Below are 15,006 nucleotides of genomic sequence, written 5' to 3'. Positions count from 1 at the left end.
TGTTCCGGTGCGTGGGGGCCGGCCGCCCCGGCGCGCCACCCGGACCGGCCCCGCCCTCTAGTCTGGTGGGGTGACCACGCCGCCCGTTCCGGAGATTCCCCCGCGCTTCACCGATCCGCGCCCGGTACTGGCCGTGGGCAGCCTCGGTTTCCTGATCGCGACGGTGGCGGTGTGGGCGAACGACGCGTGGGCGACCGCGCGTCCGGTCTGCCTGATGGGTCTGGCGGTGGGCCTGCTCGGCTACACGATCTTCGCGATCCAGCGCCGGAGCGCGCGGCGCGGGGACAAAGGCGCACAGCTCGGTCTGGATTAGCGGGCCCCGGGCCCGGATTAGCACTAAAAGCGACTGGTCGGCCGTCCAGACGGGTCTGACAAAACGAACTTGCGGACCGTGCGAATTGACTGCACGCGCCTCGGAGGCTTAACTCCCTGGAGTGTCCTCCCGATTGAGCGTCGAAGAACGACGGGCCCACCTTATCGAGGCAGCCATCGGCCTTGCCGAAAAAAAGGGCGTGGCAGGAGTTACCACGCGCGATGTTGCCCAGGCAGCCGGTGTTTCCCTCGGTGTGGTGCATTACTGTTTCGAAAACAAAGATCAGCTGATGACCGAGCTGGTCAAGGCACTCTCGATGGAATTGCGCGATTCCGTCGATGCCAACGAAACGGTATGGCAGGACGTCGGAACCGGAAAAGAAGCGCTGCAACAATTGGTGCGCGCCGGTCTGGAACTCATGTGGCTCAACATCGAAGCCACTCCGGAGCGCCAACTACTCACCTACGAAACCACCACCTACGCCCTACGCGAAGGCGAGCAGACCCCCGCGAAACTCGCCATCGCACGCGAGCAGTACACCTTCAACGACTCCACGGTCGCCGACGTCATCGAACACGCGCGCGAAGCCACCGGCACCTCCTGGACCGTTCCCGTCGACACGCTGTCCCGTTTCATACTGGCGGCCATCGACGGCATCGTGCTGCGCTGGCTGGTTGACAACGACAGCGCCGCTGTCCGTCAGCAATTGGACGTCCTCGCCACCACCGTGGCAGCCCACGCGGCCTGACCCGGGCCTCCCCCGCTCCGGCGCGGGCACTGTGCAGCAGCGCCCGCGCCGGACCCGAATTCGCCTGCCCGCCTGTGTATCTCGTCCAGGCCGGGCCCACGCACGGCCATTCGGGCCCGCACGCGTCCTCAGCGGCGCGAGAAGTTCTGCGGCTGCGCCTGCACGTGGGTGATATCGCCCTCCCGCCACCACGCGACCGTCACCGTGGCCTCGAACGCACCCGTCAGCCGGACCCGGAGTTCGTCGTGCACCACGAGATCGCCTGCGGGCAGCGGCAAGTCGAACTGCAGGCGCAGCAGCACACCCAGCGGCTCGGCGGTCCAGCTGGTCTCCCGGCCGGTGCTCACCACCTCCGCCGTCACCGCCTCGGAGGCCAGCGGCAGATCCAGCAGCGTGGCCAGCGGGCGCGCCGACGCCAGGTCACCCACGACCAGCCGGTCGGCGGGCAGCGCCGGGCCCAGCCACGGGCGATCCAGCACCAGGGCGTCCGCGGCCGGGATCACCTCCCCGGTGAGGGCGCGCACCTGACCCGGCAGCACCAGATCCTCGGTGTCCAGGCGGCCCGCGTCGAGCGCCTCGGCCAGATACCGGTACGTCTGTGAAATCGATTCCGGGGTGGGCATTCTCGCCGGATCGGCGAGGGCGTCGAGGAGTTCCTCGGCCAGCGCGGGGGTGAGCACCTCCGGGTCGGCGAGCACGCCGCGCAGCACCGCCAGATCGTTCGCGTCGAAGCCCGGCAGCTGCGGGAGCAGACCCGCGAACAGAGTGTCGTCCGGGTGGCGCAGCAGGCCGAGCGGAATGCCGTCGATGTAGGCGTGATGGCGCAGCCACCAGGCGGTGTAGCCGTCGCGGTCCGCGAGCAGCCGGCGAGTCGTCTCATCGGACAGCAACAGCCGCAGCGCCTCCGGCCATTCGGCGTCGTCCACCAGGTCCAGATCGCGGACCGCCACCAGTTCGGCCGGATCCTCGGCCAGACCCTCCCACCAGGTCTCCTCGTCGTCGAGGTGGTGGTCCGGGCCGGTCGGATCCGACTCGGCGACCAGCGTGAAGCTCCAGCCGACGCCGATGGCGCGCAGGGCCTCCGGGCCGTAGCGCTCGAGCACGCCGGCATCCACGGTGGTGAAGGGCGAATCCTCGACGAGCACGCGGGCCAGCGGCGCATCGGGCAGCAGCAGTTCGTCGGCCGGCGTCGATTCGCCGTCGACATCCGGCAATTCGACCAGGCCCAGCCAGGACGGGAGGACACCCGGCGCGGCCAGGGTGGTGGCCGCCAGCTTCAGCACCGCGTCGACGGTGTCCGGATCGCTCGGATCGTCCTCCAGCACCGCCTGCAGCCCGGCGTCATTGAGCAGATCCTCCGGCGTGGCCGGGCGCGTACCCAGCCGGCCCAGCAGCTCGTGGGCCGCCTCCGGGTGCACCAGACGCGCCCAGTGCACCGGAATCGCCTGTTCCAGACGGTCATCCAGCACCACCGTGCGCGGGCCGGTCACCAGGCGGCCGTCGGTCAGCGGCACCGCCAGCGCGCCCAGTTCCTCCACCGCCAGCGGATCCACCGCGAACGGCTCCAGGGCGTCGTAGAGCGAATACCACCACTGCGGTCCACGTTCCAGGCTGCTCGACAGCTCGGCGATCCGCGCCAGGCCGATCCGGTGCACATCCAGTACGGCGAGGGCATCGGCGTACATGCGGCCCGACAGCTCCGGAATCACCAGCGGGCCGACCATGTCCGCCAGCAGATCGGCCAATTCCACGGTCGCACCGGTGAATACGGTGGCCCGCCGCGGCGAGGCGACATTCGCCCGCGAATCCGCGCCCGGGGTTTCGGTGGTCGCCGGTTCATTCACAACCATCCCCAGGTCCACTGGGGATGGTTCCTCGAACCCGGTCGAGTCGAAGGTCGCGACCACATCGTGCGGTCCGATGGCGTCGTGGGGTTCGACCGTGTCGCCGGGCGCTTCGTCCTGGGCCGGAAGATCCCACAGCGGCAGGGTTTCCTGCTCCCATGCCGCGCTCGCCTTGGCGGCCGGCGCGGCGGCCGAGTCCACGTCCGGCGCGGCGGCCAGTTCGAGCGCGGCCGCGGTATCGGGATCGCCCGATGCCCGCACCTCATCGGCCTCGGTATCACCGCCGGCTGCCGTCTCGCCGAACGCGGCGTCGAATTCTGCCGGCGCCGGGGCATATTCGGCAGCGCGTTCCGGACGGCCGGTGAGGACCGGAAGCCACTCGTTGTCGCGGAGCTCGGCGATCAGGGCCTCGCGGAGCAGGCCGTCGGCCTCGCTGCGGGCGAAGCCGGGAGTGGGGACCAGGACCAGGCGGTCGCGCGGCGGCAGGGCGCGCGCGAACGCGGCGTAACCGGCCGCCAGCGCGGTCAGGTGCGCGCCGGGGAGCAGGCGGCGGCGGTCCGGCTGCATGGGGATGTCGGCGATGAGCAGAGCCGGAATGGACAGCTCCTCGTCGGAGCGGGTGGGTGCGCGCAGCACATCGGGGCGGGTGGCGATCGGGCGGCCGTCGCGCACGGGCAGCAGCCAGCGGACACGCTCGGTGCGGTACTGCCACCACACGCGCTCATCGGAATTCGGGCCGGTGACCCGCAGTTCCGTGAGGCCGTCACCGAGTTCCCGCTCGGTACTGGCGATCTCGTCGTCACCGATCCGGATGGCGTGCAGCGCGGGCAGTTCCAGCAGCAGATCGGCCGCCTCCGACCGCATCTCCGTGAGCAGGGCGACGGTGTCCACGTGCTCGCGCAACCGCAGCACGATCTCACTGTCGAACCCGTTCCCGGGCTGCTCCGCGGTGGCCCAGGCCAGTCGCAGCGCGGGCGGCTCGAAATCGTCCGGCGTCTGCGGGATCTCGATGCCCTGCGCGCCGAGCAGCGCCCAGGTCTCGGCCCGTGAGAACCGCACCGAGCCGCCGGTCGAACGGAATTCCACCTCGTCCGACACCGTCAGCACGGCGGTGAAGCCCACCCCGAACTGCCCGACGGCCGCGGCGTCGGTCTTCCCCGAGGCCCGCAGTGCGGTGAGCGCGTGCACGCCCGAAACATCCAGCGGCGCACCGGTATTGGCCACATGCAGGGTGCGGCCGTCCAGCCACACCGCGATCCGCCCGTCGACGCCCGCCTTGGCGGCCGCGTCGGCGGCGTTCTGCGCCAGCTCGGTCAGCAACCGGTCCCGGTATCCGGCCCGGACCAGGTCCGCCTCCGTGGCGGCGTCCTCCCGCAACCGGGTGGGCGACCCGCGCCAGGCGGCCACCACCCCGGCCCGCAGTTCCGCCGTCCCGAACGGATCCCCCGCATCGGTCGCGACCACGCCCTACACCCCTTCCGCACAACCGTTGATGGCACGCCAGAGCCAAGCATCCGGGTATCTCACAGAACTCCGGCGCGATCCATCGAAAACCGCACCCGCCGCCGGGAATCCGGCGGCGCTACAACCTATCCGGGCGAGCGCCTCAGCGCGACTCGGCCGAACCGGTCTCGGGCTCCACCCGCACCGCATTCACGGCCCACGCATCGTCGTACACCGCATCCGGATCGCCCACCTCGAACAACCCGGCCGTGCCGGAATCGTCCGCGGCCACCGACTTCTCGGACGGTCCCGCCTCGCCGTTCTCGGTCGGTCCTGCCGCCTCGCCACTCTCGGGCACCGCCGACACAGCGGCGACCTCGGCGTCCGGATCGACCACACCCGCCCGCACATCCGCGGCATCAGCCAGGCCCGTCGCCGAATCGGCCTCAGCCGCAACGCTCGTGTCCGCGGCGACCGTGTCGGTCTCCACAGTCCGACCCGCGCCAGTTTCGTCCTTCTCGCCCGATTCCAACCCGGCCACAGCGGCAAGTTCGGCTTCCGCGGCCTCGGTCGTCGTGGCAGCGTCAGCAGTCGCGGCAGGCTCAGCGGCGGCATCAGCGGTCGCGTCGGCGTCCGTCACGGTGGGCGTCGAATCGGTCTCGCTAGCAGGCGCTTCCGCACCCGCTACCGTGCCGGATTCGTCCACTTCGCCGTTCTTGGCGGATTCCGCTTCCAGCGCACCGGTTTCGATGCGGAGGTCGGCGGTGGGGAACAGGTCCACGGCGGCGTCGTCGTATGCCTCGTAGAGGGGAGAGCCGCTGCCGGTGGGGAGTTCGACGTCGGAGTGGGCGCCACAGCCGTAGGCGACGTGGACCACGTGGCCGTCGGCGCCCATGGCATTGGTGCAGACGCCGAAGGCAGCGCCCAGGGCGCCGGCCATGGGAACGAAGAAGGCGCAGCGGGCGCAGGTGGACGGGGCGGCGCGGGCCATGTCGGTGTCGGGGCCGTATTCGGAGAACCAGCGGTAGGCGGCCTCCTCGCGACCCTCGCGGGAGAGCACCTGGGTGCGGCCGAGCCCGATCTCGAGGGCGACCTCGTCGACGGCCGGGTCACCGGAGGCGACATAGCCGGGCACCAGGCGCGGGTCGCCGGGCGGCGGGGCCAGCAGATCGCCGGGCGCGAGATCGCCGGGGCGGATGCGCTGATCCCACGGGATGAAGTCGGGCGCCACCAGTGCGTCCGGCCCGGGCAGCAGTGCCGACTCGCTCACCGTGGCGGTGGTCGCCCCCGGCGGCGCGGCCACCACGACCGCCCACTGCCAGCCGCGATAGCCGGGCAGCGTCGCCTCGAAGTGATGGGTGGCCGAGGATTCGTCCTCGCCGGTCACGCCCAGATGCGCGCCCACCCCGACCGGTTCCAGGTCCAGGAGCGCACGGCGGGCCAGCTCGACCGCCTCCGCCAGGATCGGCCGCATACCGGACTCCGAAACTCCAACCGCGCTCACGCCCTACATTTTGCCGTATGGAGCGCAAACGCCGTGCACCGGTAGCGGCCGCCACGATCACGCTGTCCACGGCCCTGGCCCTGGCCGCGACCGCGACCGGCTGCACCAGCAGCGACAACACGCCGAAGCTGCGGGTCGAGGTGGTCGCCACCCGGCCGCACGACCCGGGCGCGTTCACCGAGGGCTTGGAGGTCGACGGGTTGGTTCTCTACGAGAGCACCGGACTCGCCGGCAATTCCTCGATCCGGGCCACCGACCTGAACACCGGCGCCGAACTCGCCCGCGCCGATCTGCCCGCGCCCCTGTTCGGCGAGGGCATCACCCGGGCCGGCGACGTGCTGTGGCAGCTCACCTACAAGAACGGCGTGGCCATCGCCCGCGACCCGGGCACTCTCGCGGAACTGCGCACCAGGCATTTCGACGGCGAGGGCTGGGGCCTGTGCACCCGGGACGATCGCGTGCTCATGAGCAATGGCAGCTCGACCCTCACCTTCCGCGATCCACAGACCTTCGCGATCACCGGGAGCGTGGCGCTGACCAGCCACAAGGACGCCGAGCTCAACGAACTGGATTGCGCCCCCGACGGTTCCGTCTACGCCAACACCTGGCCGACGAACACCATCCTGCGCATCGATCCGGGCACCGGCGAGGTCCTCGCCGCGATCGACGCCTCCGGCCTGCTCCCCCGCAGCGCCCGCACCCCCGACACCGATGTGCTCAACGGCATCGCCCACCTCCCCGGCACCGACCACTTCCTCCTCACCGGCAAGAAGTGGCCGACGTCCTATGAAGTGCGTTTCGTCCCCGCCTGATCTGGTCCATCGCGACCGGTCGCTCCGAACTTGTGGTGGCCCACACCGGCCGTAGTGCAGCCACCGGCCGACGGCACTGCAAGAATTGGGTGCGTGACTCCTCCCCGTGACCCCGGTGCCGACCCAGGTCGCTGGGGCGACGAGGACTCTCCCATGATCGAACGGCACCCGGGGTACGACCGCTATCCGCCCGCCAACCGCGCGGGCCGCCGACCCGTCCCGCCGGGCGACGAGACCGAAGTGCCGGAATTCCTGGCCCGGCGTATGTCCGCGCGTCCCACCGACCCGCCGTCGAGGTCGCGCGGCGAATCTCCGCGCAGCCCAGGCGGCGATCCGGAGGGCCGTACGTCGCGCTGGGCGCGCCGCCGCCACGACAAGGCCGAAACGCACGACAGGGCCGAGGACAACCCGCCGACCCGGCCGTACGAGACCCAGCCGCCCGAGGGAACCGCGAACGAGCCGGAAGCGTGGCGGCAGCCGCACGACTTCGGCACCACGCGGCGGGTGCGCTACGACCCGGAATCCGCGCCGCCCGCGCACCGCGATCAGGGTTATCCGACGCGCCCCGACCACACGCGGCACCCGCACACCGAACCGCCGCACCCGGAAACGGATCGCACGCAATCGTTTTCGCGCGAAGCCGACCCGGATGCCCAGGACAGCGGCGGGCTGCACAAGCCGCCCCGCAAGCTGACCGTCACCCGGGTCGCGGCACGCCGCAGCATCGAGCTGACGCAGAGCGGCTTCGCGACCTTCCAGCGCGCCGCCAAGGCCGACGGTGCGGAGGAGTCGGGTCTCACCGCGCTCATCTACGCGACCATGGCCAACTTCGCCACCGACGCCGCGATCGCGGTGGCCCTGGCCAACACGCTGTTCTTCGCGAGCGCCACGGCGGAGTCCAAAACCAAGGTGGCGCTGTACCTCTTGATCACGATCGCCCCGTTCGCGGTGATCGCGCCGGTCATCGGCCCCATGCTGGACCGGCTGCAACGCGGTCGCCGGGTCGCGCTGGCGGGCTCGTTCGCGCTGCGTGTGTTCATCGCCGGGCTGCTCATCTTCAATATCGACAACTGGGCGCTGTACCCGCTCGCCCTGTGCATGATGATCCTCAGCAAGTCGTTCTCGGTGCTGAAGTCCGCGGTCACCCCGCGCGTGCTGCCACCGGGAATCGACCTGGTGCGCACCAACTCCCGGCTCACCGTGTTCGGTCTCGTCGGCGGCACCATGGGCGCCGGCGCGGTGGCCGCCCTGTGCGCCAAGATCGCGGGCTCCACGGGTGCGCTGCTGCTCGCCGCGGCGCTGGCGGCGGCGGGCATGATCCTGAGTCTGCGCATCCCATCCTGGGTGGAGGTCACCGAGGGCGAGGTCCCGGCCACCCTCGGCTACCACGGCAACGACGCCCGCACCGAGGTGCTGGACCCGAGCCGAGCCGAGACGGTGCAGCCGAGCAAACGCCGTCAGCCCCTGGGCCGTTCGGTGGTGACCGGGCTGTGGGGCAACAGCACCGTACGAATCCTGACCGGCTTCCTCACCTTCTACGGCGCCTTCGTCGCCAAGTCCACCGAGCATCGGGCCGTGCAACAGGTGGCGATGCTGGGCGTCATCGTCGTGGCCGCGGGTGTCGGCAATTTCGCGGGCAATGCCTCCGGCGCGCGCATGAAACTCGGTCGCCCGCAGTTGATCGTGGTCAGTTGCACCGCCGCGTGCGTCGGCGTCGCGGTCGTGGCGGCGGTGATGGGCAACCTGATGGGCGCCGCGATCGCCACCCTGATCGCCTCGGGCGCGAGTGCCCTGGCCAAGGTCTCGCTCGACGCCTCCATCCAGGACGATCTCCCACCCGAATCCATCGCCTCCGGTTTCGGCCGCTCCGAGACCGTGCTGCAGCTGTCCTGGGTGATCGGCGGTGCGATGGGCGTGATGCTGCCGCCGACCTGGTGGATCGGTTTCACCGTGGTCGCGTCGGTGATGGCGCTGGGCTTGATCCAGACCGTGGTCAGCTACCGTGGTCATTCGCTGCTGCCCGGTTTGGGCGGTAACCGACCTCAGCACGCCAAGCAGGAGATCCCCGCCGCGCACGGCGCGGGGGAACCCACCCAGTGACGGACAGGAAGCCCCGGTGAACCAACCCAAAGCCCGCACGATCATCGCTCTGCTGGCGGTTCTAGTCGTGGTGGCAGTGGCCTATTTCGCCGCGATCGTGGTCGTCGCCCGCCACACCACCAAGCCGGATCCGCAGATCACCGCGTACGCGCACGGGAAGTCGGTGTCGGTGAATCCATTCCTGTACTGCGACCTCGAGGTGTCGAAGGACCGGCTGGCGATCGGCAAGTGCAACTCCACCCAGTCCGTCTCCGATCTCGATGTGCCCCCGGGTTCGACGGTGCAGATCTCGCTGCCCAAGGAGGTCGCCGACGCGCCGTGGGAGCTGCTGATCGGCTACCGCCTGCCGAACAACAAGGCCGACGCGGAGATCCTGACCTACAAGCAGCCCTGGCGGCTGTCGGGCAAGCCGGAGCGGGATAAGGATCCCAAATACGACAAGCCGCTCACCCTGACCATCAAGACCCCGCCGACCGAGCACGTGCGCCTGGCCATCATGGAACTGCACCTGCCGATACCCGCCCGTGACGAGAACGGTAACGAGGGTGTCATCTCCCGCGGGATCTGGGCGCTGCACACCCCCGCGTTCGATCCCGTGCTCTTCAGCTGAGATCCCGCCTGCCGCAACAACGGAACGGGCCCCGGTGATGGAATCACCGGGGCCCGTTGGCTTCTCGGCGCGACCTAGTGGTCGAGCTCCCGCGCCACGCCGCGCACCACTTCGGCGATGCGCTGGGCGGTCTTGCGGTCGGGGTACTTGCCGCGGCGCAGATCCGGCTGCACCTTGGTCTCCAGCAGCGTGATCATGTCCTCGATGAGGCCGTGCAGCTCGTCGGGGCTCTTGCGATTGATGGGGGCGTCATTGCGCCCGCCGCCGCGACGGTCGCCGCGCTCGCCACGGCCGCCGCGCTCCTCGCGCAGGGACGGGGTCTCCAGCAGCTTCAGCGAAAGCGCCTGCGGGCCACGGCGACCCGCCGCCATTCCGAATTCGACGCGCTGGCCCGGTTTGAGGGCCTCCACGCCATCGGGCAGCGCCGACGATCGAACATAGACGTCCTCGCCCTCATCCTGGGAAAGGAAGCCGAAGCCCTTTTCGACGTCGTACCACTTCACCTTGCCGGTCGGCACTGCGCTCACCCGTTCGTCATTCAAGCCCGGGCAGCCGGGCACATTCGTGGTCGCCGGACGCATGCGCCGGCGACCTTTCCGTTTGCGAAAAGAACGCGCCCCACACAGCTATGCAGGACGCGACTGACACCGAGTCTACCCCGGTGCGAATAGCGCAAGCACATCAGTTTTACGGTTCAGAGGTGTCCGACACTTCTTCCAAGCAGGCCCCTCGCGGTTCCGCGAGCTGGCTGCTGTATATCGCCTTGGGCCTGTTCGCGATTGGATTGCTGGCCGTGTTCGCGATCTTCGGCGTGCATCTGCTCACCGATGCGAAGCCGGGTCTGTGGCTGTATCTGCTCGCCATGTGCGCGCCGCTGGGTTTCCTGCTCTCGGTGGTCTACGCGCTGTGGTCGGGCCGCCGGTCCCGCTGACCGTCCGGGTCGGGATCAGGACTCTGCCGACACGCGGGCGACGACACGGAGATTGCCCAGTTCGTTACCCGAGCATGCGTGTGATCTTCGTCACATAACGAGAAGGTCACGGAGCGGTGACAGACCCCTATCGGCGGGGACTCGCCGTGACCACCTGCACAGAAGCCATCCGGAACACCTTGCGCCGGTTAGTGACCCGGACAGACACGTCGGTTACCAAATGGTGATTTTTGGCGGCGGTCGTCGTAGTGTCTTCCTCGCCGGGTCAGCCCGGCGCCACCGGCCCGCCGCACCGAACTTCGCCCCGCGGGTACCGGACCCCCAACTGGAGAAAAGGGGCGAAGACGAGGAACAGCGCACATCCAGTGCGCCGGGCCGGACGACCTCTCAGTTCGACCCCGGTAGTCGGCCTCGCAGGCGCGTACGAGAGGAAAGACCCGAAAATGAGTGGACGCCATCGCAAGCCGACCAACACCGGCCGCACTGTCGCCAAGGTTGCCCTGACGGGCATCGCTCTCGGCGGCGCCGGAGTGGCCATGGCGGGTAACGCCAGCGCGGCACCCGACTCCGACTGGGATCGCCTCGCACAGTGCGAAGCCGGCGGCAACTGGGGCATCAACACCGGCAACGGTTTCCAGGGTGGGCTGCAGTTCTCGCCCGGCACCTGGAACGCAGCGGGCGGCGGCGAATACGCCCCGACCGCCAACCAGGCCAGCCGCGAGCAGCAGATCGCGGTCGCCGAGAAGGTGCTCGCCACGCAGGGCTGGGGCGCCTGGCCCTCCTGCTCCTCGAGCCTCGGACTGACCAGCGGATCCACGCCGCGGACCGCCCCCGCGCCCGCGACCTCGGACACCCCGCAGTGGAACCCGCAGCAGGCGGGCCCCGGCGCCGGCAGCGACGGCACCCAGGAAGTCTTCCAGGCCGTGGACCGCGCCATCGCGGTCGCCCAGTCGCAGGGCGTGCAGATCCCGCAGCCCGCACTGGATTTCCTCAATGCCACCAAGGCCAACGGCACCAAGCTGGACCCCAGCATCGTGAACTTCTTCGAGGCGAACAAGGGCCTGCTGCCGCAGTAGCACCCGTTCCCTCTCCGGAATGCCCCGCATCAATGCCGATGCGGGGCATTCGCGATTTCCGGGGTTGGCGGCGGAACGCCGTGGCGGGGGCAAACTTCGGGGTGCCGGAGGGGGCGGTCCCGATGGCCGCATGCCAGAATGAGCGCGTGGTGAACAAATCGAACAAACCCTATGTCGACAATGGCTGGCCGGAGATGGCCAATGGCGATCACGCGGTCACCGAACTCTCCTCGACCCGCTCCGGTGGCCTGTCCCCGTACGGTGAGGACACCGAGTTCCCGCTGCCGGCCGATCAGCTGCCCTACGTGCACCCGCACACCATCGTCAACCGCTGATCCGACGTACGACCGACAACCATGCGGTTAACGGCGCTCGTTCCCGGGCGGCCGCCGCGCATACGACCCCAGGCCCGCGGGGCGGGCACCGTGCCAGCAGCCCCACCTACCGCCTGGTCGCCGCGGCGGCCGCTGAACCGCGTCCGCACCGTGCCCGATGAACCGCGCCCGCGCATTGCCCGGCATGCCGGCTGCCCGATGGATCGGGTGAAGTGACCGACCTCCCCACCTCAGCCACGACCGCCGACGCGGCCGCCCGTCCCGCCAAGTCCGCGAAATCCGCCGCCCGCGCGGATATGACTCTGGCCGAATGGCTTTCCAAGCGCAGCGACGCGGATCTCGTGACGCTGCTGCAGTTGCGGCCCGATCTCGCGGTCCCCCTGCCCGGTTCGATGGCCGTGCTGGCCGCGCGGACCGAACAGCGCGCCTCGGTGCTGCGCGCGGGCGACGAGCTGGACACCCTCGATTTCGCCGTCATCGAAACCCTGGTGGTACAAGGGGCCGGAGACGGCGGCCGCGCCGTGCCGCTGCCCGCCAAGACCCTGCGCAAGCTGCTGTCGGACCGGGTTCCGGCGGCCACCGTCAATGCCGCGCTGCAGAAGCTGCGCGCCCGCGCCCTGGTCTGGGGCCCGGATACCGCCCTGCGCGTGACACCCGCCGCCCAGGAGGCGCTGCCGTGGCCGTTGGGCAGCACCACCGAACTGCCGGACATGCTCACCGAACCCGAGATCACCGCGGCCCTGGCCGCGTCCACCCCGCAGGAGCGGGCCCTGCTGGAGAAGCTGGCCGGCACCGGCCCGCGCGGGCGCACCCGCGATGCCGCGCCCGGCACCCCCTCCGAGCGCCCGGTGCAGCGGCTACTGGCGCACCGGCTGCTGAACTGGATCGACGAGGAGACCGTGGAGCTGCCGGTCTCGGTCGGGCAGGTGCTGCGCAACGAGCCCGTCAGTGATCCGCATGCGCTGGTGCCGCCGCATCCGGATTCGACCAAGCACGCCCCCGCCGACATCAATGCGGTGGCCGCGGGCGAGGTGGGAGAACTGCTGCGGCACAGCGCGGCCGTGCTGGAGGCGCTGGGCGGGTCGCCCGCCCCGGTGCTGCGCTCCGGTGGTCTCGGCGTCCGCGAGCTGCGTCGCGTCGCCAAGCAGACCGGCATCGACGAGAACCGGGTCGGCCTGCTGGCCGAGGTCCTCACCGAGGCCCGGCTGATCGACAAGGGCACTCCCGAGCCCGCGCCCGACGGCGACGGCGCCGAGGACTACTGGGCGCCCACCACCACCGCCGACGCCTGGCTCGCGGTGGTGCCGCCGCGGCGCTGGACGGTGCTGGCGCAGGCCTGGCTGGACCTGGACCGGTTCCCGTGGATGATCGGCCTGCGCGACGCCAATGACAAGCCCCTGGCCGCGCTGTCGGCGGAGCTGCGGTATGTGCACGCCGTCCGCGACCGGCGCGCCGTGCTGGGCGCGCTGTCCGAATTCCCGCCCGGCACCGAGGTCTCCGCCGCCGACCTGGGCCGGATCCTGGCCTGGCGGCAACCGCGCCGGCGACGGCACTACCGGCTGGAGGCGGTGGCGAACACGCTGGCCGAGGCCGAGGCGCTCGGGCTGGTGGCGCGCGGCGCCATCAGCTCGGCGGGCTGGGCCCTGCTGCACGGCAGTCCGGAGGACGCCGAATCGGAGATGGCGATCGCGCTGCCGGAGCCGGTGGACCACGTCCTGGTGCAGGCGGATCTGACGGTCATCGCGCCCGGTCCGCTCACCCCGGAACTCCAGGACCGGGTCGCCCTGGTCGCCGATGTCGAATCCGCGGGCGCCGCAACGGTTTACCGCATCAGCGATACCTCGGTGCGCCGGGCGCTGGACGCGGGTGCGACGGCCGCGGAACTGCACAACCTGTTCACCACGCACTCCCGCACCCCGGTCCCCCAGTCGCTGACCTATCTCATCGACGATGTGGCCCGCCGCCACGGACGCCTGCGCGCGGGCATGGCACAGAGCTTCGTGCGCAGTGAGGACCCGACGCTGCTGGCGGAGGTGCTGGCCGCGCCCGTGGCCGGCGAACTCGCCCTGCGCGCGGTGGCCCCGACCGTCGCCATCTCGCAGGCGCCGCTGGGCGAGGTGCTGGAGCGGCTGCGCGCCGCCGGTTTCAGCCCGGCGGGCGAGGATTCGTCCGGCGCCATCGTCGACCTGCGACCCCGCGGGGCCCGGCTGTCCGCGCGAGGCCGGCAGCGCCCGAACTGGCGGCCCAACCCGCCGAGCACCGAACAGCTCGAATCCCTGGTCGCCGAACTCCGCGCGGGCGAACGCGCCGCCAATGTCCGCCCCGGCCAGGCGGTGCGCTCCGACGGCTCCCGCACCAGCACCGCCGCCACCCTCAACCTGCTACAGCTGGCCGCCCGCACCCGCCGCCCCGTCCACATCGGTTACGTGGACGCCCAGGGCGTCGCCACCCAGCGCGTGGTCGAACCCCTCAAGGTCGGCGGCGGCCAGCTCGATGCGCTGGATCCGGTCACCGGCGCGGTCCGCCACTTCACGCTGCACCGCATCGCGTCGGTCGCCCTGGTCGACTAGCCGCTCGGTCGCCCTGGAACAGGAAAAGCCCGGTACCCGAACGACATTCGTCAGGTCGTCCGCGTACCGGGCCGCACGTCCCGAGCGCCTGGCTATCCCTTCGGGTTACCCAGGCAGAACGTGGTCTTCGGGTCGTGAATGATGCGGAAGCTGGTGGCGGTGTTGGCGTCACAGGCGAATTCGTCGTCCTGGCCTTCGATCCGCTTGAGCACCTTGAAGGATGCCTCGGGAGCCGTGCACGCCACGTACTTGTAGCCGGTGGACGGGCTCTCGTTGTAGCAGGCGCCCTCCTTGAAGTTCGGGCTCAGGCACAGGAACGCGGTGGTGCCGCCATTGAGAGTCTCCTCGTAAGAGGTCTCCTCTTCCTTGCAGTCGGTCTTCTTGTCGTAGACCGCCGCGACCTTGTACACCGCCTTCTGGTCGGAGCAGTCGACGGGTGCCGTCTTCGAGTCGGTGGCCGAGCCTTCGATGACGTTGATGCAGTCACCCACCTTGGACTTGGCGGTGTCGGACTTACTGGCGTCCTTCAGCATCGAACAGCCGGAAACGGCCAGCACGGCCACGGCCACCGCCACGAGGGCGAGTACGAGGCGCACCAGCGTCCTCGTTCCTGCGAACTTCACTAGCGAAAACCTTTCTCACCGAACAATTCACGGCTGTGAACGCGGTGAGAATACCTGTGTGCGGCCCGCACGCGCATCCGACATGGGGGTTATATCA

General features: G+C 70.3%; 13 protein-coding genes. 9 read left to right on the top strand and 4 right to left on the bottom strand.

The window, feature by feature from the left end; all coding sequences use genetic code 11:
• Positions 1–70 precede the first annotated feature (70 nt).
• Both ACWEQQ_RS16815 and ACWEQQ_RS16810 read left to right on the top strand, forming a co-directional pair.
• Positions 71–313: a DUF2530 domain-containing protein gene (locus ACWEQQ_RS16815; RefSeq protein WP_452348806.1), complete on the top strand. Its 243-nt coding sequence runs from the start codon at positions 71–73 to the stop codon at positions 311–313.
• A 133-nt stretch (positions 314–446) separates the two neighbouring features.
• Positions 447–1,061 (top strand): TetR/AcrR family transcriptional regulator, encoded by a 615-nt coding sequence (locus ACWEQQ_RS16810; protein ID WP_379397885.1) that lies wholly within the window; start codon positions 447–449, stop codon positions 1,059–1,061.
• 128 nt (positions 1,062–1,189) lie between these two features.
• On the opposite strand, the gene ACWEQQ_RS16805 is transcribed toward ACWEQQ_RS16810, so the two are convergent.
• Both ACWEQQ_RS16805 and ACWEQQ_RS16800 read right to left on the bottom strand, forming a co-directional pair.
• A complete protein-coding gene (locus ACWEQQ_RS16805) occupies positions 1,190–4,369 on the bottom strand; it encodes a sacsin N-terminal ATP-binding-like domain-containing protein (protein WP_452348805.1) in 3,180 nt (1,059 codons plus the stop codon).
• A gap of 142 nt (positions 4,370–4,511) precedes the next feature.
• Positions 4,512–5,852 carry a DUF3027 domain-containing protein gene (locus ACWEQQ_RS16800; RefSeq protein WP_452348804.1) on the bottom strand — a complete coding sequence of 447 codons (1,341 nt, stop codon included), beginning with the start codon at positions 5,850–5,852 and terminating at the stop codon, positions 4,512–4,514.
• Positions 5,853–5,869: 17 nt separating this feature from the next.
• Here ACWEQQ_RS16800 and ACWEQQ_RS16795 point away from each other — a divergent pair, with 17 nt between their 5' ends.
• From ACWEQQ_RS16795 to ACWEQQ_RS16785, 3 genes are all read left to right on the top strand, one after another.
• Positions 5,870–6,664, top strand: a complete 795-nt coding sequence (locus tag ACWEQQ_RS16795; RefSeq protein ID WP_452348803.1) for a glutaminyl-peptide cyclotransferase — start codon at positions 5,870–5,872, stop codon at positions 6,662–6,664.
• A gap of 153 nt (positions 6,665–6,817) precedes the next feature.
• Positions 6,818–8,764, top strand: a complete 1,947-nt coding sequence (locus ACWEQQ_RS16790) for an MFS transporter (protein ID WP_452348802.1) — start codon at positions 6,818–6,820, stop codon at positions 8,762–8,764.
• A 16-nt stretch (positions 8,765–8,780) separates the two neighbouring features.
• Positions 8,781–9,374 carry a DUF2771 family protein gene (locus tag ACWEQQ_RS16785; RefSeq protein ID WP_452348801.1) on the top strand — a complete coding sequence of 198 codons (594 nt, stop codon included), beginning with the start codon at positions 8,781–8,783 and terminating at the stop codon, positions 9,372–9,374.
• A gap of 74 nt (positions 9,375–9,448) precedes the next feature.
• Here ACWEQQ_RS16785 and ACWEQQ_RS16780 read toward each other — a convergent pair whose 3' ends face one another.
• Positions 9,449–9,892 carry a cold-shock protein gene (locus tag ACWEQQ_RS16780; RefSeq protein WP_364606729.1) on the bottom strand — a complete coding sequence of 148 codons (444 nt, stop codon included), beginning with the start codon at positions 9,890–9,892 and terminating at the stop codon, positions 9,449–9,451.
• Between the two features lie 182 nt (positions 9,893–10,074).
• On the opposite strand from ACWEQQ_RS16780, the gene ACWEQQ_RS16775 reads away from it, so the two are divergent.
• From ACWEQQ_RS16775 to ACWEQQ_RS16760, 4 genes are all read left to right on the top strand, one after another.
• Positions 10,075–10,305: a hypothetical protein gene (locus ACWEQQ_RS16775; RefSeq protein WP_354830880.1), complete on the top strand. Its 231-nt coding sequence runs from the start codon at positions 10,075–10,077 to the stop codon at positions 10,303–10,305.
• A gap of 443 nt (positions 10,306–10,748) precedes the next feature.
• On the top strand, positions 10,749–11,381 hold the full coding sequence (locus ACWEQQ_RS16770) for a transglycosylase family protein (RefSeq protein ID WP_379382948.1): 633 nt from the start codon (positions 10,749–10,751) through the stop codon (positions 11,379–11,381).
• 146 nt (positions 11,382–11,527) lie between these two features.
• Positions 11,528–11,716 carry a hypothetical protein gene (locus tag ACWEQQ_RS16765; RefSeq protein WP_120743826.1) on the top strand — a complete coding sequence of 63 codons (189 nt, stop codon included), beginning with the start codon at positions 11,528–11,530 and terminating at the stop codon, positions 11,714–11,716.
• A gap of 296 nt (positions 11,717–12,012) precedes the next feature.
• Positions 12,013–14,286 (top strand): helicase-associated domain-containing protein, encoded by a 2,274-nt coding sequence (locus ACWEQQ_RS16760; RefSeq protein WP_452348844.1) that lies wholly within the window; start codon positions 12,013–12,015, stop codon positions 14,284–14,286.
• A gap of 92 nt (positions 14,287–14,378) precedes the next feature.
• Here the strand turns inward: ACWEQQ_RS16760 and ACWEQQ_RS16755 are convergent, their stop codons facing one another.
• The gene (locus ACWEQQ_RS16755; RefSeq protein WP_354830886.1) at positions 14,379–14,909 is read right to left on the bottom strand and encodes an LppU/SCO3897 family protein; all 531 of its coding nucleotides are present in this window, start codon (positions 14,907–14,909) and stop codon (positions 14,379–14,381) included.
• Positions 14,910–15,006: the final 97 nt, after the last annotated feature.

The sequence above is a fragment of the Nocardia sp. NPDC004123 genome (assembly GCF_053603795.1).
Note: the sequence above shows the minus strand (reverse complement) of the source record. Positions and strands in the feature narration are given on the sequence as shown.

Bases quoted from the DNA above. Each gene is read 5' to 3' on its own strand.
- ACWEQQ_RS16795 (WP_452348803.1), top strand. From the start codon at position 5,870: ATGGAGCGCAAACGCCGTGCACCGGTAGCGGCCGCCACGATCACGCTG.
- ACWEQQ_RS16790 (WP_452348802.1), top strand. From the start codon at position 6,818: ATGATCGAACGGCACCCGGGGTACGACCGCTATCCGCCCGCCAACCGC.
- ACWEQQ_RS16770 (WP_379382948.1), top strand. From the start codon at position 10,749: ATGAGTGGACGCCATCGCAAGCCGACCAACACCGGCCGCACTGTCGCC.
- ACWEQQ_RS16760 (WP_452348844.1), top strand. From the start codon at position 12,013: ATGACTCTGGCCGAATGGCTTTCCAAGCGCAGCGACGCGGATCTCGTG.